The 26,482-nt window shown below is 61.8% G+C and carries 26 protein-coding genes; 16 read left to right on the top strand and 10 right to left on the bottom strand.

Going from position 1 to position 26,482, the window contains the following annotated elements; translation table 11 throughout:
- Positions 1–33: 33 nt before the first annotated feature.
- On the bottom strand, positions 34–357 hold the full coding sequence (locus VJR68_RS02485; protein WP_324145961.1) for a lipocalin-like domain-containing protein: 324 nt from the start codon (positions 355–357) through the stop codon (positions 34–36).
- Between the two features lie 98 nt (positions 358–455).
- The gene (locus VJR68_RS02480; protein ID WP_324145960.1) at positions 456–839 is read right to left on the bottom strand and encodes a VOC family protein; all 384 of its coding nucleotides are present in this window, start codon (positions 837–839) and stop codon (positions 456–458) included.
- A gap of 217 nt (positions 840–1,056) precedes the next feature.
- Here VJR68_RS02480 and fae point away from each other — a divergent pair, with 217 nt between their 5' ends.
- The 4 genes from fae (at position 1,057) to VJR68_RS02460 (ending at position 5,571) form a co-directional block, all read left to right on the top strand.
- Positions 1,057–1,578 (top strand): formaldehyde-activating enzyme, encoded by a 522-nt coding sequence (gene fae, locus VJR68_RS02475; RefSeq protein WP_324145959.1) that lies wholly within the window; start codon positions 1,057–1,059, stop codon positions 1,576–1,578.
- Positions 1,579–1,597: 19 nt separating this feature from the next.
- Positions 1,598–2,635 (top strand): aldo/keto reductase, encoded by a 1,038-nt coding sequence (locus tag VJR68_RS02470; protein ID WP_324145958.1) that lies wholly within the window; start codon positions 1,598–1,600, stop codon positions 2,633–2,635.
- On the top strand, positions 2,632–4,095 hold the full coding sequence (locus tag VJR68_RS02465) for an NAD-dependent succinate-semialdehyde dehydrogenase (protein WP_324145957.1): 1,464 nt from the start codon (positions 2,632–2,634) through the stop codon (positions 4,093–4,095). Before VJR68_RS02470 ends, VJR68_RS02465 begins: the two co-directional genes overlap by 4 nt.
- 72 nt (positions 4,096–4,167) lie before the next feature.
- A complete protein-coding gene (locus VJR68_RS02460) occupies positions 4,168–5,571 on the top strand; it encodes an MFS transporter (RefSeq protein ID WP_324145956.1) in 1,404 nt (467 codons plus the stop codon).
- A 131-nt stretch (positions 5,572–5,702) separates the two neighbouring features.
- Here VJR68_RS02460 and VJR68_RS02455 read toward each other — a convergent pair whose 3' ends face one another.
- Entirely contained in the window at positions 5,703–6,173 is a 471-nt protein-coding gene (locus VJR68_RS02455) for a helix-turn-helix domain-containing protein (protein ID WP_324145972.1), read from the bottom strand.
- Positions 6,174–6,263: 90 nt separating this feature from the next.
- Between VJR68_RS02455 and VJR68_RS02450 the strand changes: the two genes are divergently transcribed.
- The gene (locus VJR68_RS02450; protein ID WP_324145955.1) at positions 6,264–7,184 is read left to right on the top strand and encodes an alpha/beta fold hydrolase; all 921 of its coding nucleotides are present in this window, start codon (positions 6,264–6,266) and stop codon (positions 7,182–7,184) included.
- A gap of 60 nt (positions 7,185–7,244) precedes the next feature.
- Here the strand turns inward: VJR68_RS02450 and VJR68_RS02445 are convergent, their stop codons facing one another.
- The 3 genes from VJR68_RS02445 to pdhA all read right to left on the bottom strand — a co-directional run bounded on the left by VJR68_RS02445 (position 7,245) and on the right by pdhA (position 11,073).
- Positions 7,245–8,621 carry a dihydrolipoamide acetyltransferase family protein gene (locus VJR68_RS02445; RefSeq protein WP_324145954.1) on the bottom strand — a complete coding sequence of 459 codons (1,377 nt, stop codon included), beginning with the start codon at positions 8,619–8,621 and terminating at the stop codon, positions 7,245–7,247.
- A gap of 115 nt (positions 8,622–8,736) precedes the next feature.
- A complete protein-coding gene (locus tag VJR68_RS02440; protein WP_324145953.1) occupies positions 8,737–9,717 on the bottom strand; it encodes an alpha-ketoacid dehydrogenase subunit beta in 981 nt (326 codons plus the stop codon).
- A 273-nt stretch (positions 9,718–9,990) separates the two neighbouring features.
- On the bottom strand, positions 9,991–11,073 hold the full coding sequence (gene pdhA / locus VJR68_RS02435) for a pyruvate dehydrogenase (acetyl-transferring) E1 component subunit alpha (protein WP_324145952.1): 1,083 nt from the start codon (positions 11,071–11,073) through the stop codon (positions 9,991–9,993).
- Between the two features lie 269 nt (positions 11,074–11,342).
- On the opposite strand from pdhA, the gene VJR68_RS02430 reads away from it, so the two are divergent.
- Together VJR68_RS02430 and VJR68_RS02425 are read left to right on the top strand one after the other, a co-directional pair.
- Positions 11,343–12,191: a tryptophan 2,3-dioxygenase gene (locus tag VJR68_RS02430; RefSeq protein WP_324145951.1), complete on the top strand. Its 849-nt coding sequence runs from the start codon at positions 11,343–11,345 to the stop codon at positions 12,189–12,191.
- 197 nt (positions 12,192–12,388) lie between these two features.
- The gene (locus tag VJR68_RS02425) at positions 12,389–13,897 is read left to right on the top strand and encodes an oligopeptide:H+ symporter (protein ID WP_324145950.1); all 1,509 of its coding nucleotides are present in this window, start codon (positions 12,389–12,391) and stop codon (positions 13,895–13,897) included.
- Positions 13,898–13,926: 29 nt separating this feature from the next.
- Here the strand turns inward: VJR68_RS02425 and VJR68_RS02420 are convergent, their stop codons facing one another.
- Positions 13,927–14,418 (bottom strand): MarR family winged helix-turn-helix transcriptional regulator, encoded by a 492-nt coding sequence (locus VJR68_RS02420; RefSeq protein ID WP_324145949.1) that lies wholly within the window; start codon positions 14,416–14,418, stop codon positions 13,927–13,929.
- Positions 14,419–14,552: 134 nt separating this feature from the next.
- Between VJR68_RS02420 and hppD the strand changes: the two genes are divergently transcribed.
- The 4 genes from hppD to tpx all read left to right on the top strand — a co-directional run bounded on the left by hppD (position 14,553) and on the right by tpx (position 18,883).
- Positions 14,553–15,647 (top strand): 4-hydroxyphenylpyruvate dioxygenase, encoded by a 1,095-nt coding sequence (gene hppD, locus VJR68_RS02415; protein WP_324145948.1) that lies wholly within the window; start codon positions 14,553–14,555, stop codon positions 15,645–15,647.
- A 193-nt stretch (positions 15,648–15,840) separates the two neighbouring features.
- A complete protein-coding gene (gene hmgA, locus VJR68_RS02410; protein WP_414647723.1) occupies positions 15,841–17,142 on the top strand; it encodes a homogentisate 1,2-dioxygenase in 1,302 nt (433 codons plus the stop codon).
- Between the two features lie 101 nt (positions 17,143–17,243).
- Complete coding sequence (locus VJR68_RS02405; RefSeq protein WP_324145947.1) at positions 17,244–18,224, top strand: fumarylacetoacetate hydrolase family protein; 981 nt, start codon at positions 17,244–17,246, stop codon at positions 18,222–18,224.
- Positions 18,225–18,382: 158 nt separating this feature from the next.
- On the top strand, positions 18,383–18,883 hold the full coding sequence (gene tpx / locus VJR68_RS02400; protein ID WP_324145946.1) for a thiol peroxidase: 501 nt from the start codon (positions 18,383–18,385) through the stop codon (positions 18,881–18,883).
- A gap of 55 nt (positions 18,884–18,938) precedes the next feature.
- On the opposite strand, the gene VJR68_RS02395 is transcribed toward tpx, so the two are convergent.
- Complete coding sequence (locus tag VJR68_RS02395; protein WP_324145945.1) at positions 18,939–19,352, bottom strand: group III truncated hemoglobin; 414 nt, start codon at positions 19,350–19,352, stop codon at positions 18,939–18,941.
- A gap of 106 nt (positions 19,353–19,458) precedes the next feature.
- Positions 19,459–20,472, bottom strand: coding sequence for a type I glyceraldehyde-3-phosphate dehydrogenase (gene gap / locus VJR68_RS02390; protein WP_324145944.1), 1,014 nt, complete (start codon positions 20,470–20,472; stop codon positions 19,459–19,461).
- Positions 20,473–20,633: 161 nt separating this feature from the next.
- On the opposite strand from gap, the gene VJR68_RS02385 reads away from it, so the two are divergent.
- The 5 genes from VJR68_RS02385 to VJR68_RS02365 all read left to right on the top strand — a co-directional run bounded on the left by VJR68_RS02385 (position 20,634) and on the right by VJR68_RS02365 (position 25,653).
- Positions 20,634–21,098 carry an OsmC family protein gene (locus VJR68_RS02385; RefSeq protein ID WP_324145943.1) on the top strand — a complete coding sequence of 155 codons (465 nt, stop codon included), beginning with the start codon at positions 20,634–20,636 and terminating at the stop codon, positions 21,096–21,098.
- Positions 21,099–21,149: 51 nt separating this feature from the next.
- Positions 21,150–21,962, top strand: coding sequence for a S1/P1 nuclease (locus tag VJR68_RS02380; protein WP_324145942.1), 813 nt, complete (start codon positions 21,150–21,152; stop codon positions 21,960–21,962).
- A gap of 297 nt (positions 21,963–22,259) precedes the next feature.
- Positions 22,260–23,732, top strand: coding sequence for a pyruvate kinase (gene pyk, locus VJR68_RS02375; protein WP_324145941.1), 1,473 nt, complete (start codon positions 22,260–22,262; stop codon positions 23,730–23,732).
- Between the two features lie 177 nt (positions 23,733–23,909).
- Positions 23,910–24,353, top strand: a complete 444-nt coding sequence (locus VJR68_RS02370; protein ID WP_324145940.1) for an energy transducer TonB — start codon at positions 23,910–23,912, stop codon at positions 24,351–24,353.
- Positions 24,354–24,648: 295 nt separating this feature from the next.
- A complete protein-coding gene (locus VJR68_RS02365; RefSeq protein WP_324145939.1) occupies positions 24,649–25,653 on the top strand; it encodes a class I fructose-bisphosphate aldolase in 1,005 nt (334 codons plus the stop codon).
- Between the two features lie 131 nt (positions 25,654–25,784).
- On the opposite strand, the gene VJR68_RS02360 is transcribed toward VJR68_RS02365, so the two are convergent.
- On the bottom strand, positions 25,785–26,378 hold the full coding sequence (locus tag VJR68_RS02360; RefSeq protein ID WP_324145938.1) for a porin family protein: 594 nt from the start codon (positions 26,376–26,378) through the stop codon (positions 25,785–25,787).
- Between the last annotated feature and the right edge of the window lie 104 nt (positions 26,379–26,482).

The raw sequence follows: 26,482 nt of genomic DNA, 5'->3' as shown, positions 1-26,482 counted from the left end.
GGTTTGGCCTCACCCTCAACCTGAAGCGCGTCTTCAATCCACACGCTGCCAGACCACTTCGCCATGCGCACCATCTCCGGCACCACTGCTGGGCTTGGCAACGACATAGGTGAGCTGGTTGCCATTGAGCGTATAGGTGGTGGTACCACCACGACCGACCCAATTGGGAAAAGACGCCTGCTCGATATGCGTGCTCATCTTGTCGCCTTTGACGCTTACGCTGCCGTAGTGTGCGTTGACGTCCAGCGACGCAGCACGATATTCCTCCGGCGTGCCTTTTGATTTGTCGCCAGCCGCGAACGGCGTGCGCTGGGCGCGCGCGATCAGCATCCTATAGCGGCCATGGCTGTCGATCATTCATGCCTTGCGGATGCGGTCCATACAGTTCGATGCGTCGGGAATCCGGCCAACACGGGGCAAACCGATATTTCAGTGATTGCGGATCGACATGGTGATCAATCCCAGCGATTGAGGTACGGCCCGAATGCCTCGCGCTGCTTGTGCACGATGCAGAAGCGATGCCCGCTCGGCGCTTCCATCACCCACCAGCGTCCGCGCACATAGGCAATGCGCCTGGCGCCGAGTTTTTCCAGCCGGGCCACTTCCGCATCCTGGTCATCCGTTTCGATATCCATATGCACGCGGCTGGGATGAGCGACTTTCTGCAACAGAATAAGCGGCTCGTCGTGGGCTGTTTCCAGTTCGGCGTATTTGCCGTCGCTTTCCGCGTCGACCTTGGCGATCGGCTTGCCGAGTGCGGCGCTCCAGAAGGCGGTGGCATCGCGGAGATCGTCGCACTGGCAATCCAGTACCAGCGTGCTCAGCTTGCTGTGGTGCATGGCGCGTTCCTCCCGGTGGTTGACGGCTAGTGTGCGGATGCCGGTGTGAAGAAGTCGGCCTGTTGCGTTGCAACGGCAAAAGATACGAGTTTGTGTAGGGATGGCAGCACGAGACATGCGGCAATCGCTGAGGTTCATATCGGAGCACGTTGACTCACTTATGCGTGACAACCACCGCACAATCGGACCTTCGGCATTTTTTTGAGCGATGGAAGACATGAGCGCAACGGATAGCAAGCAGCTTTATATTGGTGAAGGATTCGAAGGCCCCGGCGTCAATCTCGCGCACATCAACGTGCTGGTCGGTCCCCGCAACGGCCCCGCAGGCCAGGCATTCGCCACGGCGCTCGCCACACCTTCCGCCGGGCATGCGCCGTTCGTGATCATTGCGCGCCCGGGCATACCGGCCAAGCCGCTGACGCTCTACGTCAACAAGGCCCAAATCACTGGCGAATTCCACGGTAACGCCACGTGGGGCGCATCGCAGGCAGGCATCGCCAAGGCCGTGGCCGAGTCATTGGAAGAGGGCGTGCTGCCGCCCGAGGCGGATAACGATTGGGTCATCGTGTCGGCCAATTGGGTGAACCCTGCTTGCGACGACCTTGACGCGGTCTACGAGAACAACTACCGCGCCTGCAAGAACGCCATTCGCGCCGCCATGCTCGGTTTGCCGGACAACAAGGACGTCTTTGCCGCCGCAGCGAACGTCAGCAATCCGTTCTACACACCCAAAGCCTGAGCGATATCCGGAGTCCCGCATGCAATACGTACGACTTGGCCAGTCCGGCCTCAAGGTGTCGCGGCTTTGCCTCGGCACCATGAACATGGGAACGCCCCAGTGGAAGCCGTGGATTTTTGATGAAGCGCAGAGCGAACCGATCGTGCGCCATGCGCTTGAGGCAGGCGTCAATTTCATCGATCTGGCGGATTTCTATTCCACGGGCATTGGCGAAGAAGTCGTCGGGCGCATTCTGAAGCGCCTGGCACGGCGCGAGGAAGTCGTCATCACCACCAAGGTGGGTTATGCCATGGGTGAATACCCCAACGCGGGTGGCCATTCGCGCAAGCACATCATGGATGGCATCGATGCATCGCTCACCCGCTTGGGTACGGACTACGTCGATATCTATATGCTGCACTTCTTCGACGTGAATACGCCCGTGGAAGAAACCATGGGCGCGTTGAACGACATCGTCCGCAGCGGCAAGGCGCGCTATATCGGCGTATCCACCATGTACACCTGGCAGCTCGCCAAGATCATCCAGGCGTGCGAGCGGCATGGCTGGGACAAGCCGGTCAACATGCAGTTGCAGCTCAATCTTGCTTATCGCGAGGAAGAGCGCGAGATGATTCCCTACTGCGCCGATCAGGGCATCGGCGTGTCCGTATTCAGTCCGTTGGCGCGTGGCCTGCTTAGCGGCGACGTGAAGTCCACGCGCAATCAAACCGACTTCTTTACGGCGCAGATGTATGGCGACAAGGCGTCGCTCGCCATCGCCGCCTCGGCGGCCCGCGTCGCCGAACGCCACGGCGTACCCGCCGCGCAGATTGCGCAGGCTTGGGTGCTCGCACGGCCACAGGTGGCCAGCATGCTGGTGGGGGCCGATTCGCCGGCCCAATTCGATAGCGCGCTGGCTGCCCTGGACACCAAGCTGGATCAAGACGAGCTACACGAACTGGAACGCAACTACACCCCCTGTGATTTGATCAACGACTACACCGCCGGCTGCCGCATCGCGCGCGAGCCGCGCCCGGCGCAGGGATGGTTTGCACACGACAAGGAGAAAACGGCATGAACGACGGCGATCACCAGATCGAGATCAACCTGCTGCGCAACGGCCACTACATCGATGGCAACTGGCGCGGCAGTTCGGAAACCTATTCCGTCTACAACCCTGCTACCGGTGCCGTGCTTGTTGAAGTCGCCAAAGGCGGCGGTCTCGAGGCCCGACAAGCAGTGGACGCTGCTGCCAACGCTTTTCCGGCCTGGCGTGCGCTGACGGCAAAAGAACGAAGCAGCAAGGTGCGCCGCTGGGGTGAGCTGATGCTGATGCATCGCGAAGCCCTGGCCGAGTTGCTATCGCGCGAGCAAGGCAAGCCTCTGGCCGAAGCGCGTGGCGAAGTTGCGTATGCGGCGAGCTTTCTCGAGTGGTTTGCGGAGGAGGCCAAGCGCGCCTATGGCGATGTGATCCCCAGTCCGTCTGCCGCTTCCAAAATTTTGGTTCTCCGCGAGCCGATTGGTGTTGTCGCCGCCATCACGCCGTGGAATTTCCCGCTTGCCATGATCACCCGCAAGGCAGCGCCCGCATTGGCGGCGGGTTGCACCATGGTGCTCAAGCCGTCGGAGGAAACGCCGCTGTCGGCATTTGCACTGGCGGTGCTGGCGGAACAGGCCGGCATTCCGGCTGGCGTGTTCAATATTGTTTCTGGCGATGCCATGGCCATCGGTGCGGTGCTGACGGGCTCAGGTGTGGTTCGCAAGCTGTCGTTCACCGGTTCCACGCGCACCGGCAAGCTGTTGGCGCGCCAATGCTCCGATACGCTCAAGAAGCTTTCGCTCGAACTGGGCGGCAATGCGCCATTTATCGTGTTCGACGATGCGGATATCGAAGAGGCGGTGCGCGGTGCAATCGCCTCGAAATTCCGCAACACTGGCCAGACCTGTGTATGCGTGAACCGCTTCTACGTGCAGAGCGGCATCTACGGCGATTTCACTCGAACCTTGGCGAAAGCCGTAAGCAAGCTGCGCGCCGGCGATGCATTCGCTGGCGACTTCGAGCAAGGTCCGCTGATCAATCAGGCAGCGTTAAACAAAGTGCAGCAGCACGTCGAGGATGCCGTCAGCAAAGGTGCGCGTGTTCTGACGGGCGGCAAACCGCATGCGCTCGGCGGCACGTTCTACGAACCGACCGTGCTGGTGGGTGCAACCCACGACATGCTGATTGCTCAGGAGGAAACCTTCGGTCCCGTTGCCGCATGTTTCCGTTTCGATTCCGAAGAAGAAGCCCTGACTGCCGCCAACAGCACGCCCTATGGCCTAGCTGCCTACTTCTACACGCGCGACATGGCCCGCAGCTGGCGAGTGGCCGGCGCACTGGAAAGCGGCATGGTGGGCATCAACGAAGGCATCATTTCCACCGAAGTGGCCCCGTTCGGTGGCGTCAAGGAATCCGGCCTTGGCCGCGAGGGTTCCAAATACGGCATTGATGAATACATGGAGTTGAAGTACCTGATGCTGGGTGGTTTGCACGCTTAAAGATCAACGAGGCACACAAGCGGGGGATAGAAGGGGCGCAACCCGCGCCCCCATACAATGGAAGGAGAAACCATGAGTGGCGGAGATGGACAGGTGCTGGTTGCGGATACGCCAGCCGGCTACGGAGATGGCGACCGGCGGAGCGATGGAAAGATTCTGCTGGACGATGTGCCGCTCAACTTCTTCCACTGCAAGATCGCGGCGCTCACCTTTGGCGCTCATCTCACGGAAGGTTACGCGATCGGCACCATCGCCTACGCCTTGACGCCCTTCCTGAGCCAGATGTCCGTCGTGCATGCGGAACACCGCGCTCTGTGGGAAGGGTTGATCGGCAGCTCCACCCTGCTAGGCATCTTTTTCGGCAGCCTGCTGTTCGGCTGGCTATCGGACCGTGTGGGCAGGCAGAAGATCTTCCTGCTCAGTTTCGTCATCATCACCTTCGCGGCCTTCGCGCAGTTCTACGTCAACACGCCCTTGATGCTGTGCCTGCTGCGTGTGTTGCTTGGCCTGGGCATGGGCGGAGATTTCGCGGTGGGTCACGCGATTCTCGCCGAGTTCTCGCCGCGCAAACATCGCGGCATGCTGCTGGGTTCTTTCAGCGTGATCTGGACCATCGGCTACGTCGCGGCCAATGTGCTGGGCATGCACGTCGTGCAACATTCCGCGGACCCCGATGCATGGCGCTGGCTGTTGGCCTCCAGCGGCATCCCTGCGTTGATCGTGCTGATCCTCCGCATGGGTACCCCGGAGTCGCCACGGTGGTTGTACAACAAGGGGCGCCGCGCCGAAGCGGATGCCGTAGTGAAGAAATACTTCGGGAAGAAGGTGGTACTGGATACCAGCCTGCACGATGGCGATCATGTTCCGGGTGGCTATGCGCGCCTGTTCCATCGCGACATGATCCGTCGGACGGCATTCAACAGCATCTTCTTCGTATGCCTGGTGATTCCGTACTTTGCGATCTACACCTTTCTGCCGAGCATCCTGCAGATCATCCATCTTGCGGATGGCAGCGGAGCGGACCTGCTGTTGAATGGCTTGCTGGTCGCGGGAGCCGTGACAGGCATCTGGCTGACGATCAAGCTGCCGCGCCGCAGCTTCCTGATCAGCTCATTCGCCGTCACCGCAGTGGCCTTGGCCTCGCTCAGCCTGATGCCCGAATCGGCGTCCGTGGCACTGGTCGTGTCGTTTGCCTTGTTCACCGTTACCTTGTCGGCCGTGTCCAACCTGGTTGGGGTGTATCCGCCCGAATGCTTCCCTACGGAAGTGCGCGCCTGTGGCGTCGGGTTTGCCGTGGCGTGCAGCCGCCTTGGCTCGGCCGTTGGCGTGTTCTTGCTACCGCTTGGTGTGCAAGTCTTCGGCTTGCCATTGACGATGATGGCGCTGGCAGCCGTGCTGGTCGTCGGCATGGCCGTGTCGATCGTGTGGGCGCCGGAGACGCGGCATCTGCGTTTGAATGATTGCGCCAACGCGTAGGCTCATACCGGCTATGTAGGCTGGGATGAAAACCCCAGCATCGCCATGCAGAACAATGCTGAGATTTCATCCCAGCCTCCCGGCGGATTCGGCGATGCCAACTCGCATCGCTGCACGGGCGACGATAGTCGTCAGCGCAACTTGCGGTTCTGCGATCGTGGCGGGACCTGCACGGCGGTGTCTTCGGGTTTCAACACTCGCCCATCCCGGGCGCGAGGTTCGAGCTTTGGCACGGCACGGCCGGTTTTCCGATCGACCAGTCGTGCGTGAGTCTCGCCCGGTTCGAAAAAAAACGCCTCGCCCCATTGCCTGAGTGCGACGAGCAGCGGGAACAGGCCACGGCCTTTTTCCGTCAGCACGTATTCCTGGTAAGCGCTGCCATCGGAAGCTTCGATGGTTTCCAAGATGCCGTGTGCGACGAGATGGCGAAGACGCGCGGCCAGGATGTTCTTCGCCAGCCCCAGGCTTTTTTGAAACTCGCCAAATCTGCGCGAGCCGCCAAAGGCATCGCGCACGATCAGCAGCGACCAGCCGTCGCCGATGGCATCCATGGGGCGCGCCACGCCGCAGAGCGAGTCTTGGTGGGAAATGCGTTTGACCATGGATGTCCGCGTGCGTCGATAGTGGTTGCAAGATAAAACTAGAATTGCTACAAGGCAAATGGTTTTAATTTGAAACCTTTGGAGACAGCGATGATCCAGCCCCAAGAAAGCTTCCACGGCACGTTCCCGTATGTGCCCCATTTCACCGATGCAGCGGGTTTCCGCATGCACTACGTCGATGAGGGTCAACGGGATGGCGAGGTCATCCTGTGCTTGCATGGCGAGCCCACCTGGGGCTATCTGTTTCGGCACCTGATTTCCGCGTTGCGCGGCACTTACCGTGTCGTCGTTCCCGATCACATGGGCTTTGGTAAAAGCGGGACGCCACCGGAACGCACGTATTGGCTGCAAGACCACATCGATAATCTCGAACGCTTTGTACTGGCGCTGGATTTGCGGGACATCACCTTGGTCATGCACGACTTCGGCGGACCGGCCGGCATGGGCCTGGCTGCGCGTCACCCCGAGCGCATACGCCGCATCATTTCCACCAACGGGCCGACGCCATGGGGACAAGCGAGTCTTGTCGAGCGCCTGACTGCGAACGCGCAGGTTTCGCCATGGTTCCAGTGGATAGTGAAGGCCGAATCAGAGGGGCGCCTCGAGTCCGTGCTGGGCGAACTCGGCTTCAACATGCTGAGCACGTTGAAGCTCAATGGATTCGAGAACCACGCGTTGATCAGCGATACCTGGGTGCAGGCCTATGGCGCGCGTTTCGATCAGCGCGACCAATGCGCCGGTGCGATAGGTTGGGCCAAAGGCTTCGCCATAGGCGCGCATCGTTTTGAAGAACCCGATGCGGCAGCCAGGCGCGCGATGCAAACCAAACCTGCGCTTGCGATCTGGGGCATGGCCGATCGAACGCTGCAGGCGGAACACTTTCTGCCGCTCTTCGCCGAAGTGTTTCCGCAGGCACCCGTGCACAAGCTGGAAGGCGTGGGGCACTACTGCCTTGAAGATGCGCCGGAAGCGATCGCTGCCCGCGTTGCCGCATTTCTGAAGCAGCATTGAGCGTCGGGAAGGCATAAAAAAAGCGCCCATGAAGGGCGCTTTTCTTGAACAACACAACCGTCAGTTCGGCAGCGACAGATCGTCCAGCAACGCCTTCAGGAAGCGTGCCGCTTCACCGCCGGTTGCTGCGCGATGATCGAACGTGAGGCTGATCGGCATACGGCGATGCACTTCGATGCCGCCCATCACCGCAACCACGTCGTGGCTGAGCTTGCCGGCACCGATGATCGCTACACACGGCGGCACGACTACCGGCGTGGCATAGCGACCGGCGAACATGCCGAAGTTGGACAGGCTGATGGTGTAGCCGCTGAGCTCCGATGAGGGAATCGTGCGGTCTTCCACCTGCGTGCGCAGACGCTTGATGCCTGCGCGGATGCCTGCGCCGTCGAGCACGTCGGCGTTGCGCAGTGCCGGCACGAACAGGCCGTCTTCCGTATCCACGGCGATGCCGATATCCACATGCGGATGCAGGGTGCGGGTGAGGTTCTTGCCGTCGAACCAGGCGTTGAGTGCGGGCACGGCCTTGCAGGCTGCAACGATGGCGCGGATCAGGCGAGCAGTGATGTCCTGCTTGCCGATCCAGGCGTGCAGGTCGGCATCATCGACCAGCGTGGTGGGCACCACGTTGGCGTGTGCTTCGGCCATCACGCGCGCCATGTTGCGGCGGACGCCCTTGAGCTGTTCCGGCTGGCCACTGGCCTGCACGCTTGGGGGGGCAGTGCGCACCGGCTTGCCGGCCAGCGACACGGCCGTGCGTGTCGGTTCCGGCTGCGGCAGTTCGGGAGCGAGATGGCGACCTGCAGAGGCCGGCACAGCGCGCGCCGGTGCCGCGCCAAGTGCAGTGGAGCCGTTGGACGCAGCGTTCTTCACGTCCTGCATGGTCACGACGCCATCGGCACCGGTGCCGCGCACGCGCGTGATATCCACCTTCAGCTTCTTCGCCAAGGCGCGCACCGCCGGCACGGCTTTGACACCGCCAACGCTGGACGCCTGCTCGACGTGCACGTGGCTGCCGCTGACCATCGCACCGACCACCGTGCCTTCGTCTTCGCGATCGGCCTTGCTGTTGTTGGCTTCGATTTCGCCGCCTTCATCGGAGGCGGTGACTTTCTTTGCTTCGGCAGCGGCGGCTTTCTTGGGGCCGTGATGGTGGCCGGTGGATTCGGCTTCCGCGCGTTGCTTGGCGTTCGGATCGGGTTCGAAGTCGGCCAGTGCAGCGCCGGTATCGATCACGTCGCCGGCAGCGCCGTGCAGCTTGGTGACCTTGCCGGTGTAGGGGGAGGGCACGTCGACGACGGCCTTGGCGGTTTCCATCGACACCAGCGGGGCATCGAGCTTGATGGTGTCGCCTTCCTTCACGTGCCATTCGACGATGGTTGCGTCGGGCAGGCCTTCGCCGAGGTCCGGCAGGTAGAACGTCTTGATGTCGGCCATTGCTTTGGTTTCCGTCAAATTCGTTTTGTCGTCATCCCGGCGAACGCCGGGATCCAGTGTCGTGACTAAAGGCGCTGGGTCACGGCCTTCGCCGGGACGACGAGCGCAGGGTAAATCAGCTTGCGGCGAGTGTGCGCTTGGCGGCGTCCACCACGCGCTCCGCGCTGGGCAGGTATTTCATCTCCAGGCGGAACAGCGGAATGTGCGTATCCCAGCCGGTTACGCGCTCCACCGGCGCCAGCAGGTCGTAGATGCATTCCTCGGCGATGCGCGCAGCGATTTCCGCGCCGAAGCCGGCCGTCTTGGGCGCTTCGTGCAGGATCACGCAGCGGCCGGTTTTCTGCACCGATTCGGCGATGGTGTCGAAGTCCAGCGGCGTCAGCGTGGCCACGTCGATCACTTCGGCGCTGATGCCTTCCTCGGCCAGCGCGTCGGCCGCTTCGAGTGCCTCTTTCACCTGCGCGCCCCAGGTCACGATGGTGACGTCGGTGCCATCACGCAGCACGAAGCACACGTCGAGCGGCAGCGCTTCGCCGTCGTCCGGTACTTCCTCTTTGTATTGGCGATAGATGCGCTTGGGCTCGAAGAACATCACCGGGTCGGGATCGCGAATCGCGGCGAGCAGCAAGCCGTAGGCACGCGCGGGCGACGAAGGCATCACCACGCGCAGGCCGGGAATATTGGTGAACAGGTGCTCGTTCGCTTCGGAATGATGTTCCGGCGCACGAATACCGCCGCCCCACGGTGCACGCCACACGGCCGGCACGGTGATGCGCCCGCGCGTGCGGTTGCGCATACGCGCGGCGTGGCAGGCGATCTGTTCCATCATCGGATAGATGAAACCTTCGAACTGCGCTTCGGCCACCGGCTTCATGCCTGCCGCAGCCAAGCCTACGGTCACGCCGGCGATAGTGGTTTCATCCAGCGGCGTATCCAGCACGCGCAGCGCGCCGAATTTTTCCTGCAGGCCCTGCGTGGCGCGGAACACACCGCCGTTGACGCCCACGTCTTCGCCCAGCACCACGACGCTGTCATCGTGGGCCATTTCGTATGCAAGTGCCTGGGTAACGGCTTCGATAAGAGTGATCTGTGCCATGGTTCTAGAGCCTGTCTAGGGTTTCGACGTAGCCCGCGTTGTTACGGAGCGTCCGCCAGGTGGTAGTGCGCGGCGCAGCACTTGCCTGGCTGGCAAGCCAAGCTGCGCGCTGCCGCATGGTGGACGCTCCGTAACAACCCGAAGGGCCGGGTCTGTTTGCCCGCCGGGCGGCGTCCTCTCTCAGTTGTGTATCGACATACACGCCTTCGTTCCTCCTTGCCCGTCAGGCAAACAGATCCCGGCGCGGGCCACGCCGAGACCCTAGACAGGCTCTTACGCCTTCTTGTCGAGCGAGAGCGCGAGATCGCGCTGCTTGGCGAGGTCTGCGGGAACTTCGGCGAAGGTGTAATCGAACATCGCCGTGACGGGTTGGGTCTTGGTCTGAAGATAGGCGTTGACCTCGTTGTCCATCCATTCGTCGCACTCGGCCTTCCAGGCTTCTTCCTTCTGGTCATCCCACACTTTCCTGGCGACCAGCCAGTTGCGCAGGCGCTTCATCGGCTCCTTCGCCCAGGCGTCTTTTACTTCCTGCTCGCCGCGATAGCGGCGCGCGTCGTCGGCGGTGGTGTGATCGCTCAGGCGATAGGTGACCAGTTCCAGTACGCTGCCGCCTTCACCGTTGCGGGCGCGCCCCAAGGCATCTTCCATCGCCTTGCGCACGGCGATGATGTCGTTACCGTCCACCTGGATGCAGTAGAGACCGGCGGCGATGCCTTTTTGCGCCAAGGTCGGCGCACCGGACTGGATCTTGCGCGGTACGGAGATGGCCCACTGGTTGTTGACGATCACCGCCACCAGCGGCAGGTTCTGCGCGCCGGCAATGTTGATGGCGCCGTAGAAGTCGCCCTTCGACGAACCGCCGTCGCCGATCGTGCACACGGCCACGCGTTTCTCATTGCGAATCTTGAAGGCTAGCGCGGTCCCGGCTGCATGCAGGCACTGCGTGCCGATCGGCACCGACCAGGCGAAGTCGTGGCGTGCGGGCTCGTTCTGGTAATCGTTGCCGCGCTCGTCACCGCCCCAGTACATGTACACCTCGCGCGGCTGCACGCCGCGATAGAGCTGTGCACCGTATTCGCGATAGCTCACGGCGAGCACGTCTTCCGGCTTCATGGCGCTGCCGATGCCGACGTGCGAGGCTTCGTGCCCCAGGCAGCTTGCATACGTGCCCAGCTTGCCGGTACGTTGCAAGGCCACCGACTTGGCGTCGAACACGCGGGTGGACATCATCAGTTTGTACAGTTCGACCATGTGGTCGAGGTCTTTGGTGAATTCGGGCAGGTCATCCCTAACCTGCTTGCCTTCGGCGTCGAGATATTGCAGGTATTCGATTTCAAACTTGGCGGCGATGGACACGACTCGCTCCCGGAAGGGGTAGGGGAAACAGTGCGGGGGAGGCGCGGCCCATCCAGTGGGGCCGAACGCGCTGCGGGATGCTCTGGCTTATTTTACGTGGGCATCACCACGTTGTGTGTGTAGTCAGAGCAACCTTTCGAACCCAGACAAACGCCAATTGATAGCAGGCTGCCTTCTTGCGTCGCAAGGTACACTGCAGCATGCGAGTCCGTACGTAGGGGTTCGCCAGAGTGGTTAACATTCCATCTTTTTGCAGGTTTGCGCGCGCCATGACGGAAAACCAGCGGGACCTCGAGGCAGGGATCGAACTCGACTTGAGTGGCCGGACCTCGTATGGCGGCTATCTGCGGCTGGATCAACTGCTTAGCGCGCAACAGCCGCTCACCCAGCCACCGCATCACGACGAAATGCTGTTCATCGTGATGCACCAGGTGGCCGAGCTGTGGATGAAGCTGATCATCCATGAACTGACCTCGGCGATCGCGCACCTGCGTATCGATGACGTGAATGAGTGCCTGAAGATTCTTGCGCGCGTCAAGCACGTGCAGCGGCAGCTGTTTGAGCAGTGGGCGGTGCTGGAGACCCTGACGCCGGCGGAATACCTGGAATTTCGCGATGCGCTGGGTTCGTCGTCCGGCTTTCAGTCGTTGCAGTACCGCATCATCGAATTCACCTTGGGCAACAAGAATGCACAGATGCTCAAGGTATTTGAATATGATCCCGCCGCGCAGGCGCGCTTGCGTGAGGCGTTGGAAATGCCAGGTTTGTACGATGAATTCCTGCGCTATCTCGCACGCCGCGGCCATGCCGTGCCGGCGGCGCGCGTTGAGCGCGATTGGACGGAGCCGTATCAGCGCCATGAAGGTTTATTGCCGGTGTTCAAGCGCATTTACGAAGAGCGTGCGGCGTTCTGGACGGAGTACCACATGTGCGAGCAGTTGGTGGATATCGAAGAAAGTTTCCAGTTGTGGCGTTTCCGTCATATGAAAACGGTGGAGCGGATCATCGGACACCGGCGCGGAACAGGAGGTTCCTCGGGTGTTGCCTTCTTGAAGAAAGCGCTGGATCTGGAGTTCTTTCCCGAGTTGCTGGACGTACGCACGGTGCTTGGCACGTAGGTTGGGGTGCCAACCCCAACATCACCATCTGCACAGATATCCCATGTTGGGGTTCGCACCCCAACCTACGGTGCCATGCGTTGTGCGCAATTCGACCTTCGCCGCAGCGATATCCGCCGAACTTGCTGCGTTGCGTTTGACTTGAGCGCGCCCGGCCCGTTACATCTTCAAAAATCCAAGCCCATGGGGGAACCTGCGTGAACCAGCACTCTGAAGCCGGCGTCCAGGCCACGCCCGACTTTCCACAACTGTTCGGCCACCCGCGCCCGTTGTGGATGCTGTTCATGACGGAATTCTGGGAGCGTTTCGCGTACTACAGCCTCAGCTGGGTGCTGGCGCTGTATGCGGTGGCGCAGTTCTACAACGGCGATCCGACCGGGCAGGGTTGGGCCAGCAGCATCTTTGGCGCTTATGTGGCGCTGGCGTTTGCCTTTGGTGTGTTCGGCGGCTATGTCGCGGACAAGATCATCGGTTATCAGCGCTCGATCCTGCTCGGCGCGGTGGTGATGTCAGCGGGCTTGTTCGTGCTGATGATTCCCAGCCGCGATGCCTTGCTGTTCGGCCTGGCGATGGTGATCGTGGGCGATGCCTTGTTCAAACCGAACATCTCCTCAATGGTGGGGCAGCTTTACGCGCAAGGCGATGAGCGGCGCGATCGCGGCTTTACGTTGTTCTACATGGGTATCAATTGCGGTGCCTTCCTGGCGCCCATCATCACCGGCTGGATGGCCAGTTATTTCACCAAGACCCCGCTGCAGCAGAACTTCCGCATCGTGTTTGCGGCGGCCGGCGTGGGCATGCTTTTGAGCCTGCTGTGGTTCTGGTTCGGGCGGCGGGGTTTGCGTGGCGTGGGGCGTCCGGCACCAGGCAGCGAGAGTCGCATGCGCGTGCTGCAAGTGGTAGTGGGCGTGGCGATCGCTGTGCCGGTGACGTATCTGTTGCTGGCCAAGCTCGGCGCCGTGGGCCTGCAATGGGTGATGGGCGTGCTGTTCGTCGGCATGGTGATCGTGCTGATCGCCGAAGCCTTGCGCCACGATCGCGTGCAGCTTCATCGCGTGATCGCCATGCTGATCATCTTTGCCTTCAACGTGCTGTTCTGGGTGTTTTATTACCTGTTCGGCACCACCTTCAATTTCCTTGCCGAGAACCTGGTGGATCGGCAGATGTTCGGCGGCTGGATGTTCCCGGTGGGCTGGTTCCAGGCGATGACGCCGCTGTGGGTGGTGGCTCTGGCACCGGTCACTGCGCTGGCCTGGGGCTGGTTGGCCAAGCGCCACAAGGAGCCTTCCATTCCCCGCAAGTTCGGTCTGGGACTGGTCTTCGAAGGCGTGGGCTTCATCAGCCTGATCTATGCCTTGTCGCACCTGCTCGACAGCCGCGGCCTGATTCCGTTCTGGCCGTTGGCAATGTGTTACCTGTTCCAGTCGGTGGGCGAGCTGTGCCTGTCCCCGATCGGCCTGTCGATGGTGACCAAGCTGGCGCCGCCGCGGCTGGTGGGGCTTGGCCTGGGCGGCTGGTTCCTGTCGACCGCGCTGGGCGGCAACCTTTCCGGCATGCTCGCCTCGCATATCAGCGGCGCCACCGGCATGACGGCAGCCTCCGCGCTGAGCGGATTCACCTTCTGCTTCTACGTGCTGGCCGGGTCAGGCGTGCTGTTGCTGTTGATTTCGCCGCTGGTGAATCGCTTGATGCATGGCGTGAAGTAACCGGCATGCATGGCGAGCGCTGAAGCGTTTCAGCGCTCGCCGGGTTTCATGCCCGGCGCATCTTCCAGCAACTTGTCCAGAATGCGCGCCAGCCACTGGCGTTCGTTCTCATCCAGGCGGGCCAGCAGCTCGCGCTCATGCGCGCGGGCCATCGGCGCCACGTCGTCGTGAATGTGCCAACCGGCCTCGGTCAGGCTCAGCACCGACCGGCGCTTATCGTTGCCGTGGGTTTCCCGGTGCACACGGCCGGCTTCGACCAGGCCTGCCAGCGCGCGGCTGACCGCCACCTTGTCCATCGCCGTGCGTTCGGCTACTTCGCGCGCAGAGAGTCCATGGAACCGGGCCAGCACTGCCATCACGCGCCACTCGGTCATGCTCAGGTCGTAGCGGCGCTGGTAGTCGTTCGCGATCCCCTGGCTCACCGTGTTCGACAGGATCGACAGCTGGTAGGGCAGGAAGCGCTCCAGTTCTAGGGGAGCGTGTTCGGCTCCAGCGGGGGCGGGCTTGCGCGGATGGGACATTTGCGGCGGTGTTCCTTGCAATTAGTTTCAGTTGTAACTATAAGGGTCGTCTGAATCCGATGATGGCCCGATAACGGCATGAAGTGGAACGCTGATATCGCTGTCGTCGCGCATCGACCTACCAGGAGAGCGCCATGAACGCCCAACCCAATCTCGGCATGCAAGTCACCACCTTCGAGAACCCCATGGGCATCAACGGATTTGAGTTCGTTGAATTCGCCGCCCCGGCAGGCCGCGGCGGCGATTTGCATAGGTTATTCCAGAACATGGGCTTTACGGCGGTGCTCAAGCACAAGCACCGGCCGATCACCGTCTACCGGCAGGGCGGCGTGAACTTCCTGGTCAACGAAGATCCCGACTCCTTCGCTGCCGACTTCGCTGCCAAGCACGGCCCCTGTGCCTGCGGCTTTGCGATCCGCTTCAAGAAGGCTGCCAACGAGGTGTTGAAGGCGGTACTGGCCAATGGCGGCGAGGCGCCAGCGGGCAAGGTCGATACCAAGGCGGTGAACGCGCCGGTAGTGAAGGGCATCGGCGATTGCATGCTGTATCTGGTGGATCGCTACGGCCATGCCGGCGATGTCTACGACGGCGATTACGAGCCGGTACCGGGCGCCGAGCTGCATCCGGCCGGTTTTGGCCTCACCTTCATCGACCACCTCACGCACAACCTGTACTTCGGCAACATGCAGCAGTGGTCCGATTACTACGAGCGCCTGTTCAATTTCCGCGAGATCCGCTACTTCGACATCAAGGGCGCCAAGACCGGCCTGGTGTCCAAAGCGATGACCGCACCGGACGGCATCGTGCGCATTCCGCTCAATGAATCGAGCGACCCCAAGAGCCAGATCAACGAATATCTCGATGCGTATCATGGCGAAGGCATCCAGCACATCGCCTGCTTCACCGACAATATTTATGAGACGGTGGAAGCGATGCGTGCGAAAGGCGTGGAATTCCTGGATACGCCCGACACCTATTTCGACGTGATCGATCTGCGTATTCCCAATCACGGCGAAGACGTGCCGCGCTTGGCGAAGAACAAGATCCTGATCGATGCCGATCCGGAAACCAAGCAGCGCAAGTTGCTGCAGATCTTTACGCAGAACAACATCGGCCCGATCTTCTTCGAGATCATCCAGCGTAAGGGCAACGAAGGTTTCGGCGAAGGCAATTTCCAGGCGTTGTTTGAGTCGATCGAGCGCGACCAGATGCGCCGCGGCGTGCTGTGATCTCTAAATCTAAGATGGCAGGCGTAGGTTGGGTTGGCGCAGCGTAACCCAACATGTTCGAGCGGCATCGTTGGGTTACGCTGCGCCAACCCAGCCTACGGGGCGTGAAGTGATGAGAAAGCTGGGATTGTCATCCCAGCCTACGAGCCTCTCTCCCGGAGAGGGGAGTCTGGACGAGGCAAGAGCGAGCTTGATGATGCAATCGAACGGCTACCAATCCGGCTTCGGCAATGAATTCGCCAGCGAGGCGATACCTGGCGTGCTGCCAGTGGGCCAGAATTCGCCGCAGCGTGTCGCGCATGGTTTGTATGCGGAACAGCTATCCGGCACCGCGTTCACTGCGCCGCGCCACACCAATCATCGCAGCTGGTTGTACCGTATTCGACCTGCGGCAATGCATAAGCCATTCGAGCCGCTTGCGCATGCGAGTTTCCACAATCGCTTCGACGAAGCGCCGCCCACGCCGAACCAACTGCGCTGGGATCCGCTGCCACTGCCATCGCAACCGACGGATTTTATCGACGGCCTGGTCACCATCGCCGGCAACGGCGGTGCTGCCGAACAAGCTGGCTGCGGTATTCACTTGTATGTGGCCAATCGCTCAATGCAAGGGCGCTTCTTCTACAACGCGGATGGTGAGTTATTGATCGTGCCGCAGCTGGGCCGCCTGCACATCGCTACCGAGCTGGGCGTGCTGGACATCAAGCCGCTGGAAGTTGCGGTGATTCCGCGCGGCGTGCGTTTCCGTGTGGACCTGCTGGATGCCGAAGCACGCGGTTACGTCGCGGAAAACTTCGGCGCGCTGTTGCGCCTGCCGGATCTCGGCCCGATCGGTGCCAACTCCATGGCGTTGCCACGCGATTTCCTCGCACCGCATGCCGCCTATGAAGACGTCGAAGGCGATTTCCAGTTAATCGCGAAATTCCAGGGCGTGCTATGGAAGGCGGAAATCGACCACTCGCCGTTGGATGTGGTCGCATGGCACGGCAACTACGCTCCCTATAAATACGACCTCACGCGCTTCAACACGGTCGGCTCGATCAGCGTCGATCATCCCGATCCGTCCATCTTCACCGTGCTGACCTCGCCCAGCGACACCCCCGGTACCGCGAACGTGGATTTTGTGATCTTTCCGCCGCGCTGGCTGGTGGCTGAGCGTACCTTCCGTCCGCCGTACTTCCATCGCAATGTCGCCAGTGAATTCATGGGACTGATTGAGGGTGTGTACGACGCCAAGGCCGGCGGTTTCGCGCCGGGCGGCGCGAGTCTGCACAATTGCATGAGCGGCCATGGCCCGGATGCGGCAACATTCGAAAAGGCAAGCCATGCTGACGTCAGCAAGCCGGATCACATCACCGGCACCATGGCTTTCATGTTCGAAACGCGCAAGGTGATCCGTCCCACCAAACAGGCGCTGGATGCACCGCAGCTTCAACGCGACTACTACCAATGCTGGCAGGGCATCGCCAAGCACTTCGATCCAGGCCGCGCCTAAACTAGCCGGCTTGTTTCGGTGATGGCGAAGAGCTATCGAGACCGTAACCTCAATCAACGATGTAATGGGCTGCCCATCCCTGCAGCCGATGGAGTCAATGCATGAAACTGGGCAGTCTGAAGGAAGGCGGTCGCGACGGCACCCTGGTCGTGGTCGGACGTGATCTCATGCACGCCGTGAAAGCCACGGGTATTGCCGCAACGCTGCAAGCTGCGCTCGATGACTGGTCGAACGTCGCGCCGCGCCTGAATGCCCTGTCGGATGAACTCAACGCCGGCAAGGCAGTCGGCGCATTTGCGTTGGACATGGCTTCCCTGGCGGCGCCGTTGCCGCGCGCTTATGAATTCGTCGATGGCAGTGCTTACCTGCCGCACGTCGAACGCGTACGTCGTGCACGTGGTGCGGAAGTGCCCGAGTCGTTCTACGTTGATCCGTTGATGTATCAGGCGACGAGTGCGGGGTTTCTGGGGCCGCGCGATCCTGTCGTCGTGCCGAGCGAGGATTACGGCATCGACCTGGAAGCCGAAGTGGTGGTGATTACCGATGACGTGCCGATGGCCGTCACCACCGAGCAGGCTGCCGGCCATATTCAACTCGTCGGCCTGGTCAATGACGTCAGCTTGCGCAATCTGATCCCGGGCGAACTCGCCAAGGGTTTTGGGTTTCTGCAGTCCAAGCCGCGCTCGGCGTTGTCGCCGGTGTTCGTCACACCCGATGAACTCAGCGATGCATGGCAAGACGAGAAGCTCCATCTGCCCATGCGCACCTGGCTCAACGGCAAGTGGTTCGGCGAAGCCGAATGCGGTGTCGACATGCAGTTCAACTTCGCCCAGCTGGTGGCACATGCGGCCAAGACACGGCCGCTTACGGCGGGCACCATCGTGGGCTCCGGCACCATTGCCAATCAAGATACCAGCAAGGGTGCTTCTTGCCTGGCGGAACAGCGCACGGTGGAAACGCTGCGCGATGGCAAGGCGAGTACGCCGTTCCTCAAGTTCGGCGATACCTTGCGCATTGAAGTGACCGACAAGCAGGGCGCTTCGATCTTCGGTGCGATCGAGCAACGCATCGCGCCTCTGTAGCTTGGGGTGCGAACCCCGACATTTTGTTCGTGCCGGCATCGTGATGTTGGGGTTCGCACCCCAACCTGCGCTGCCCGCGTGAATACGAACAGGTGACGCGCCGAATCATCGGCGCTATCTTCCGGCGATCCTTCACTCGCAGACGCCAGGAGCTACACATGTCGCAAGTCACCCTCAAAGGCAATCCGGTTCAAGTCGATGGCCAGCTTCCGGCCGTGGGCGACAAGGCGCCTGCCTTCAGCCTTGTTGCCAAGGATCTTTCCGACACCGCACTCGCTGGCTTCGACGGCAAGCGCAAGGTGCTAAACATTTTTCCCAGCATCGATACGCCGACGTGTGCCACTTCGGTGCGCAGGTTCAACGAAAAAGCCAGCCAGCTCGATAACACCGTCGTGCTTTGCATTTCGGCGGACCTGCCGTTTGCACAGGCACGTTTCTGCGGTGCCGAGGGCCTCAACAACGTCGTGACGCTCTCTACGCTGCGCGGCCATGATTTCCTCAAGAACTACGGCGTTGCGATCGCTTCCGGTCCGCTGGCTGGCCTGGCTGCGCGCGCGGTCGTGGTACTGGACGAACAGGACAAGGTGTTGCACACCGAACTGGTCGGCGAGATTGCCAACGAGCCGAACTACGATGCCGCACTGAAAGCGCTTGGCTGATTGAGATGACTGCCCTGTCCATCGCCTCTTTGCCGCGAGGCGATGGATATGCGCATCAGCTACGGCCGATCACGGGAATGGCGAACGAAGTCTCGCCGAGGCGTTCCGGCAGGCCCATCCCCAACCGCAAGCTGCGCCCGATACGGTCGGCATGTTCAAGCATGAGCTGCGCGTCGGCTTCGTCCAGCACTTCGCGCGTGGTCGCCTTCCATAACGACAGCCAGCGCTCGAAGTGTTCGGTGCGAATGCTGGGCTGCATGCGATGCACCGCCATCGGGTTGCCGCGATAGCTGTTGGCGCGCAGTGCAACCGAACACCAGAAGGAAGTCAGCGTGCGCTTGTGGTCGTCCCAATCGTGAACGGCGGCGTTGAAAACGGGGCCGAGCAGGGAGTCGACGCGCACCTTTTCATAGAAGCGATCGACCAGGTGGGCGATCTGCGAAGCGTCGAGTCTGGATGGTTCTTGCATGACGTCATGTTACCACCGGCGGCTATCGCACTCGTGCGGCAAGAGGACGCTCCGGGCAAGAAAAAAGCCGGGAAAACCCGGCTTTTTTTGTGACGTATGGCTGAGCTTACTTCGCCGCCACCAACGCCTTGGTCATGTCCAGCATACGGTTGGAGAAACCCCACTCGTTGTCGTACCAGCTGAGCACTTTCACCAGCGTTCCACCCATCACGCGCGTCTGCGTCGAATCGTAGATGGAGGAGTGCGCGTTGTGGTTGAAGTCGATCGACACCAGCGGCTTGGTGTTCACGGCCAGGATGCTCTTCAGCGGGCCGTTGGCGGCTTCATTGATGGCGGCGTCGATTTCTTCCTTGGTGGTGTTGCGTGCGGCTACGAAGGAGAGGTCCACCACCGAGACGTTGATGGTCGGTACGCGGATGGCGAAACCGTCGAGCTTGCCGGCGAGTTCCGGAAGCACCAGGCCCACCGCGGCGGCGGCACCGGTCTTGGTCGGGATCTGCGAGTGCGTGGCGGAGCGGGCGCGGCGCAGGTCGGAGTGGTAGACGTCCGTCAGCACCTGGTCGTTGGTGTAGGCGTGGATGGTGGTCATCAGGCCGTGCACGATGCCGATCTTTTCGTGCAGCACCTTGGCCAGCGGCGCCAGGCAGTTGGTGGTGCAGGAAGCGTTGGAGATCACCTGGTGCGAAGCGGTGATCTTGTCGTGGTTCACGCCATACACGAAGGTGCCGTCCACGTCCTTGTCGCCAGGAGCGGAGATGATCACCTTCTTGGCACCTGCAGCGAGATGCGCGCCGGCCTTGGCCTTGGAGGTGAACAGGCCGGTGCATTCCAGCACCACGTCGATGCCGAGCTCGGCCCACGGCAGCTTGGCCGGATCGCGCTCTGCGCAGACCTTGATGCGATCGCCATTGACGACCAGCTCGCCGCCTTCCACCGTCACTTCGCCCGGAAACCGGCCGTGGGCGGTGTCGTACTGGGTGAGGTGCGCGTTGGTCTCGGCGTTGCCGAGGTCGTTCACCGCGACGATCTGGATTTCATTCGTGCGCTTGGCTTCGTACAGCGCGCGCAGCGTATTGCGGCCGATACGACCGTAACCATTGATGGCGACCTTGATGGCCATGAGACAGCGTCCTCCAAAGGATGATGGGGCAGCGAAGCGGCGGCCAGAGGGGCCGCCGAAACCCGCATTCTAGCCCGAACCGGCCGCATCCCTCATCCGGGCAACGGCCATGCGCCGGGAATCGTGCATGATGCGTGACCATCCATAAGTGAGGAAATGTCATGAGCGGTGAGCAGCTGATTGAACTGACCCTGGAACAGACCGGTGAGTATGAGTTCCGGGTGCGCTTCGACGGCACCGCCATACCGGACATCACTACGGATGAAACCGCACCGCTGGGTGGCGAGGCCGGGCCTAATCCCGGCCGCTTGCTCGTTGCCGCGGTGGCGAACTGCCTGTCTGCCAGCCTGTTGTTTGCCTTGCGCAAGTTCAAGAACGCGCCGGACAAACTGGTGACCAAGGCCCGCGCAATGCTCGAACGCAACGAACACGGCCGCTTGCGCGTCACGCGCATCCAGGTGGAGCTGCAATTGGCCGAACCCACTGCGGCACTTGAGCACATCGAGCGCGCGTTGGCGCAATTCGAGGATTTCTGCATCGTCACCGAAAGCGTGCGGCAGGGCGTCACGGTAGACGTCAGCGTGCGCGATGCCGCGGGTGCTGTGGTGCACAGCAGTCACGCCTGATTGTCATCAGGCGTGTGGCATCATCCTCGGCTGCTTATTAGGAGTCTCCGCATGCTTTCCGCCCGTCGCCTTGCCGCCGCGTTGTTCGCCAGCGTGGCCATCACGCCCGGCGCGTATGCGTGGGGGCCACTCGGGCACAGCGTGGTGGCTGAGTTGGCGCAGCGGCATCTGAGTCCGACGGCCGCGGCGGAAGTGGCGCACTTGCTGGCGCTCGATCACACCACGTCGCTGGCCGATATCGCCAGCTGGCCGGACGAGATCCGCAACGATCCCAGGCAGCAGGATCTGTGGAAGGCAACGCGTGCGCAGCACTACATCGACTTCCGCGATCCTTCCTGCAAGTACGTGCCGCCGCGCGATTGCAAGAACGGCCAGTGCGTGGTGGAAGCGATCCCGCGCTACGTTGCCATCCTGAGCGACCGTAGCCAGCCGGATGCGGCAAGGTTGCAGGCGCTGAAATTCGTGGTGCATTTCGTGGGTGATATTCATCAGCCCCTGCATGGTGGCTACCGCGACGATGCCGGCGGCAACACCTATCAAGTGCAATTCCAGGGGCAGGGCATGAATCTGCATCGGGTGTGGGATTCGGGCCTGCTCGGCACCCGCGGCCTGGATTGGAAGGCGTATGCCAAGCGGCTCGACGCCGAAGGCATCGCTCCGTTGCCCGCGCCGATGGCGCCGCTCGATAAGCCTGCGGCGCAGTGGGCGGAAGAGTCGTGCCAAATGACGCGCGACATTTACCCGGCCAGTCACAAGATCGATCAGGCTTATGTGGATGCGGAATTGCCGGTGGCCGACAGCCGGCTGCGTGAAGCGGGCAGGCGGCTGGCTGAAGTTTTGAACCTGGCGTTGCAGAACGGCTGATCAGGACGGCCGCATGGACGATGCGTCATGCGAGCGAAGTGCAGTTCTGTGACACCGATCGCCGACGACCATGCGCGAACGTATCCACGTGCTGTAGCCCAAAGCCGGCGCCAATGAGCGCCGGTCAGCGATGCATGCTTGAGATAAACCCATTTACGTCTAGCCGTCCAAATTGCCGTCCGCCCGCTTTGCGGCGCTGCCACACGCAATCTTGCATACGATTGCACGCAAAAAGATATTGCAGTGCAGCCATGGTGTTCTGTTAGTCTCGTCCGACAAATTTCAAAACTCCCCGCAATGGCCACCGACACACACTCCCGCCGCACCAAAATCGTTGCCACCCTGGGCCCGGCCACCGACGCGCCCGGCATGCTCGAAAAAATCATCGCCGAAGGCGTCAACGTGGTACGCCTCAACCTGTCCCATGGGCAATCCGACGATCACCGCGCACGCGCGGCGGCGGTGCGCAAGGCAGCCGAAAAGGTTGGCCGCGAGGTGGGCATCCTGGCGGATTTGCAGGGGCCGAAGATTCGCGTGGAGCGTTTCGCCAACGGTCCGATCGAATTGCGCGACGGCGATCCGTTCGTGCTCGATTGCCGCGCCGACGCACCGCCCGGCGACACCACGCGCGTGGGTGTGAGCTATCTTGGCTTGCCCAAAGATGTGAACGCGGGCGACATCCTGTTGCTCGACGACGGCCTGGTCGCGCTGACCGTGCTTGAAGTGGCCGGCACCGAGATCCGTTGCCAGGTGCTGATCGGTGGACGTCTTTCCGATCGCAAGGGGTTGAATCGCCAGGGCGGCGGCCTCTCCGTCGATGCGTTGTCCGATAAGGACAAGGCGGACATCAAGCTTGCCGCCGAGATCGGCGCGGATTTTCTTGCGGTGTCGTTCGTGCGCTCCGCCGCCGACATGGACCTCGCGCGTCGCCTGCTGAAGGAAGCCGGCGGCAATGCGTCGCTGGTGGCGAAGATCGAGCGCGCCGATGCGATTCCGGTGCTCGGCGAGATCATCGACGCTTCCGACGTAGTGATGGTGGCGCGCGGCGACCTCGGCGTGGAAATCGGTGATGCCGAACTGCCAGGCCTGCAGAAGAAGATCATCCGCGAAACCGTGCAGCGCAATCGCGCCGTGATCACGGCCACGCAGATGCTGCAGTCGATGGTGCGCTCGCCGATCCCCACGCGCGCCGAAGTGCTGGACGTGGCCAATGCGGTGATCGACGGCACGGACGCAGTGATGCTGTCGGAAGAATCGGCCGCCGGCGCGCATCCGGACAAGGCGGTGGCGGCATTGCGCCGTATCTGCCTGGGTGCGGAGCGTCAGTTCGAGCCGAAGGAAACGCTCACCAAGGATGGCCATCATCTGGATCGTACCGACCAGGCCATCGCCCTGGCAGCCATGATCTTGGCCAGCGAGATCGGTGTGCGCGCGATCGTGGCGCTGACCGAATCCGGCGCGACCGCGCAGTGGCTGTCGCGCTACCGCAGCGCCGTGCCGATCTATGCGCTGTCGCCGTTCGACGATGCACGCCGCCGCATGCTGGTACTGCGCGACGTGCAGCCGGTGAAGTTCACGCACGACACCTTGAATCCGGCCGTTTCGGCGCGCGAAGCCGTGCGTCAGTTGTTCGGCGCCGGCAAGCTTTCCGAGGGCGATCGTGTGGTGTTGACGCATGGCGACCACATCGGCAAGGGCGGCGGTACCAATACGCTCAAGCTGCTGTCGGTGGGTGCGGACGGCATGGTGGAAAGCCTGCGCGACCTGTAATGCCGCGTAGGTTGGGTGCGAACCCCAGCATCGGGCGCGACATGCATGGCGATGTTGGGGTTCGCACCCCAACCTACGGTCGCCGACGAGTGCGGAGGTGGGATTGGGCAGTGCCGACGATTTTTCCAATTGGCTAGACTGATGCCACGTCCCCACTGCTCCATCGGAGGTTTCGCCATGCGCACGACAACTCGTTTTGCTCCATCCCTGCTCGTGGCCGCACTGCTGGTAGCCGGCATGCCGGCCATGGCCCAGGAGGCGCAGAGGGTGGCACCGGAGCAGTTGTCCAATCAGTGGATTCTGCTCAATCGCGATGTTTCGGTGGACGTGCCCAACAGCGGCGTCAACATCTACAAGCCCAGCTGCATTGCCGTGACCTACACGATCGGCAGCGACGGCGTGCCAATGAACGTGCAGGTGGCCAAGATGGTGCCGAAGAGCGATCTCGGCAAAGCGGCAGTGAGCGCGGTGTCCAACTTCCGGTATGGACCCTCGCTGACCAATAAAAACCACATGCCGGTCAGCACTTACTACATCGTTCCTTTCAATTCTCCCGACGACCCCGCCCAGCGCGCACAGCTGATGGCGCCTTGCAAGCTGCCTGGCTACGGCCAGGGCTGACGGCCCCCGGGGCCGGCTGTGAACGCCCCAACGAAAGGGAGCGCCCTGACCCATTTGCACAGGCGCCATCGGCTTTGTTCGCACCCATCCCTTCGGCCTGTCGGCTCGACAGACAGCCAGTCTGCCTTCGCCGTCAGTCCTGTGGTCTGAGAGCGGACAAAGCCGATGGCACCTGTGCAAATGGGTCAGGGCACCCCTGTGGGGCTATAATCGCGCGCTTTCCACCTTGTCCGCCCGCTAGGGTGGCCTCCCTGCCTTGCGGCCTCGCGCCGCCAAAGTTTTACGGAGTCGTCCCATGAGCATTGAAGATCTCGAGAGCGTAGCCCTGGCCATGGTGGCCCCCGGCAAGGGCATCATCGCCATCGACGAATCGACCAACACGATCAAGAAGCGCTTCGAATCGGTCGGCATCGAGAACACGGAGGAGAACCGCCGCGCCTATCGCGAGTTGCTGCTCACCACGCCGAACCTCTCCGAGCATATCTCCGGCGCGATCCTGTACGACGAAACGATCCGCCAATCCACCAAGGATGGCGTGCCGTTTACCCAGATCATGAAGAAGAACGGCATCATTCCGGGCATCAAGGTGGACAAGGGCACCGTGGCGCTGGCCGGCTTCCCGGGCGACGTGATCACCGAAGGCCTCGATGGCTTGCGCGAGCGCCTGGCCGAGTACGTAAAACTCGGCGCGCAGTTCGCCAAGTGGCGCGCGGTGATCAACATCAGCGAAGACAACCCCAGCTCTACCGCGATCGAAGCCAATACCCAGGCACTGGCCCGCTATGCCGCGCTGTGCCAGGAAGCTGGCCTGGTGCCGATGGTCGAGCCGGAAGTGATCATGGACGGCGATCACTCGATCGAAGTCAGCTACGAAGTGCACGAGGCCGTGCTGCGCAGCCTGTTCAATGCGCTTTACGAGCAGAACGTGCTGCTGGAAGGCACCATCCTGAAGGTCAGCATGGTCATTCCGGGCAAGGATGCGGATGAGCAGGTCGACGTCGAGGAAGTGGCCGAAGCCACCGTGCGCGTGCTCAAGACCACCGTGCCGGCGACGCTGCCGGGCATCGTGTTCCTCTCCGGCGGCCAGACCGACGAACAGTCCACCGCGCACCTCAATGCGATGAACCGCATGGGCCCGCACCCGTGGCCGCTGTCGTTCTCCTATGGCCGCGCCATGCAGCAGGCCGCGCTGAAGCTGTGGTCGAAGGACATGAAGGCCAACTACGCTGACGCACAGAAGGTTGTGCATGCGCGCGCCAAGGACAATGGCCTGGCAGCGCTGGGGCAGTGGAAGGGCTGATCCCGCTTCAATGCGGGTCAATAAAAAAAGAGCGCCGCAAGGCGCTCTTTTTCGTTCGCGCCCTCTCCCCTTCGGGGAGCGGGTTGGGGCGAGGGGACAATCTTGCGAAAGCCCCGCTCGTGTTCACCCTGTTAGAAGCGATATTCCACGGACGCCGTGTATGCATTGGTCTGCAGTTGCACGCCATGGTTGCGGTTGGAGCCGTCGTAGTAGTTGTAGTTCACGCCTACGCTCCAGTTGTCCGTCAGGTTGTAGCCCACGCCCACGCCGGCGTAATAGCGGGTGCGATCGAAGCGCTGGTAGCTTGAGTTGTAGCTATCGGTCAAACCCTGGCCCTGCGCGTAGAAGGCACCGGCACGCACTTCGCCATACCACTTGGGCGTGAAGTTGTAGCGCAGGTTGGCGCCGAGCGTCGGGCCATACAGCTTGGAGCGCAGCGAGGAGTCATTCGAATAGCGCGCATCGATGCGGCCCAGGTACTGGTAACCGGCTTCCACGCCGACCGACATTTCCGGATTGATGGCGAAACGGTAGCCGCCCTTGATGCCGCCGATGGCATCGCCTTGGGAGTCGTACGGACCCTTGTTGATCTGACCGTACCCGACGTCGCCGTCGATGTACCAGCCCTGCTGGGCCGTCTGGGTGGGAGCGCTCTGGGCGAAAGCGGCGGGGACGGCGGCCAGGCCCATAGCGGCGAGAGCAACAGCAAACAACGTCTTCTTCATGGAGTACTCCTTGTCATGCTTTTTGATCGAGGTGTGTCCGGCACTAGGGGGGAAGCCGGCGACCCCGTGCGCATGCTTGTGCGTGCGCTTTCATGAAGTAAGGA

The sequence above is a fragment of the Dyella sp. genome, from assembly GCF_035277725.1.
Classification (GTDB): Bacteria; Pseudomonadota; Gammaproteobacteria; order Xanthomonadales; family Rhodanobacteraceae; genus Dyella_B.
The sequence above is the reverse complement of the archived record's forward strand: the minus strand, read 5'-3'. Positions and strand labels throughout refer to the sequence as shown.

Bases quoted from the DNA above. Each gene is read 5' to 3' on its own strand.
- VJR68_RS02485 (WP_324145961.1), bottom strand. From the start codon at position 357: ATGATCGACAGCCATGGCCGCTATAGGATGCTGATCGCGCGCGCCCAG.
- VJR68_RS02480 (WP_324145960.1), bottom strand. From the start codon at position 839: ATGCACCACAGCAAGCTGAGCACGCTGGTACTGGATTGCCAGTGCGAC.
- fae (WP_324145959.1), top strand. From the start codon at position 1,057: ATGAGCGCAACGGATAGCAAGCAGCTTTATATTGGTGAAGGATTCGAA.
- VJR68_RS02470 (WP_324145958.1), top strand. From the start codon at position 1,598: ATGCAATACGTACGACTTGGCCAGTCCGGCCTCAAGGTGTCGCGGCTT.
- VJR68_RS02465 (WP_324145957.1), top strand. From the start codon at position 2,632: ATGAACGACGGCGATCACCAGATCGAGATCAACCTGCTGCGCAACGGC.
- VJR68_RS02460 (WP_324145956.1), top strand. From the start codon at position 4,168: ATGAGTGGCGGAGATGGACAGGTGCTGGTTGCGGATACGCCAGCCGGC.
- VJR68_RS02455 (WP_324145972.1), bottom strand. From the start codon at position 6,173: ATGGTCAAACGCATTTCCCACCAAGACTCGCTCTGCGGCGTGGCGCGC.
- VJR68_RS02450 (WP_324145955.1), top strand. From the start codon at position 6,264: ATGATCCAGCCCCAAGAAAGCTTCCACGGCACGTTCCCGTATGTGCCC.
- VJR68_RS02445 (WP_324145954.1), bottom strand. From the start codon at position 8,621: ATGGCCGACATCAAGACGTTCTACCTGCCGGACCTCGGCGAAGGCCTG.
- VJR68_RS02440 (WP_324145953.1), bottom strand. From the start codon at position 9,717: ATGGCACAGATCACTCTTATCGAAGCCGTTACCCAGGCACTTGCATAC.
- VJR68_RS02430 (WP_324145951.1), top strand. From the start codon at position 11,343: ATGACGGAAAACCAGCGGGACCTCGAGGCAGGGATCGAACTCGACTTG.
- VJR68_RS02420 (WP_324145949.1), bottom strand. From the start codon at position 14,418: ATGTCCCATCCGCGCAAGCCCGCCCCCGCTGGAGCCGAACACGCTCCC.
- hppD (WP_324145948.1), top strand. From the start codon at position 14,553: ATGAACGCCCAACCCAATCTCGGCATGCAAGTCACCACCTTCGAGAAC.
- hmgA (WP_414647723.1), top strand. From the start codon at position 15,841: ATGATGCAATCGAACGGCTACCAATCCGGCTTCGGCAATGAATTCGCC.
- VJR68_RS02405 (WP_324145947.1), top strand. From the start codon at position 17,244: ATGAAACTGGGCAGTCTGAAGGAAGGCGGTCGCGACGGCACCCTGGTC.
- tpx (WP_324145946.1), top strand. From the start codon at position 18,383: ATGTCGCAAGTCACCCTCAAAGGCAATCCGGTTCAAGTCGATGGCCAG.
- VJR68_RS02395 (WP_324145945.1), bottom strand. From the start codon at position 19,352: ATGCAAGAACCATCCAGACTCGACGCTTCGCAGATCGCCCACCTGGTC.
- gap (WP_324145944.1), bottom strand. From the start codon at position 20,472: ATGGCCATCAAGGTCGCCATCAATGGTTACGGTCGTATCGGCCGCAAT.
- VJR68_RS02385 (WP_324145943.1), top strand. From the start codon at position 20,634: ATGAGCGGTGAGCAGCTGATTGAACTGACCCTGGAACAGACCGGTGAG.
- VJR68_RS02380 (WP_324145942.1), top strand. From the start codon at position 21,150: ATGCTTTCCGCCCGTCGCCTTGCCGCCGCGTTGTTCGCCAGCGTGGCC.
- pyk (WP_324145941.1), top strand. From the start codon at position 22,260: ATGGCCACCGACACACACTCCCGCCGCACCAAAATCGTTGCCACCCTG.
- VJR68_RS02370 (WP_324145940.1), top strand. From the start codon at position 23,910: ATGCGCACGACAACTCGTTTTGCTCCATCCCTGCTCGTGGCCGCACTG.
- VJR68_RS02365 (WP_324145939.1), top strand. From the start codon at position 24,649: ATGAGCATTGAAGATCTCGAGAGCGTAGCCCTGGCCATGGTGGCCCCC.
- VJR68_RS02360 (WP_324145938.1), bottom strand. From the start codon at position 26,378: ATGAAGAAGACGTTGTTTGCTGTTGCTCTCGCCGCTATGGGCCTGGCC.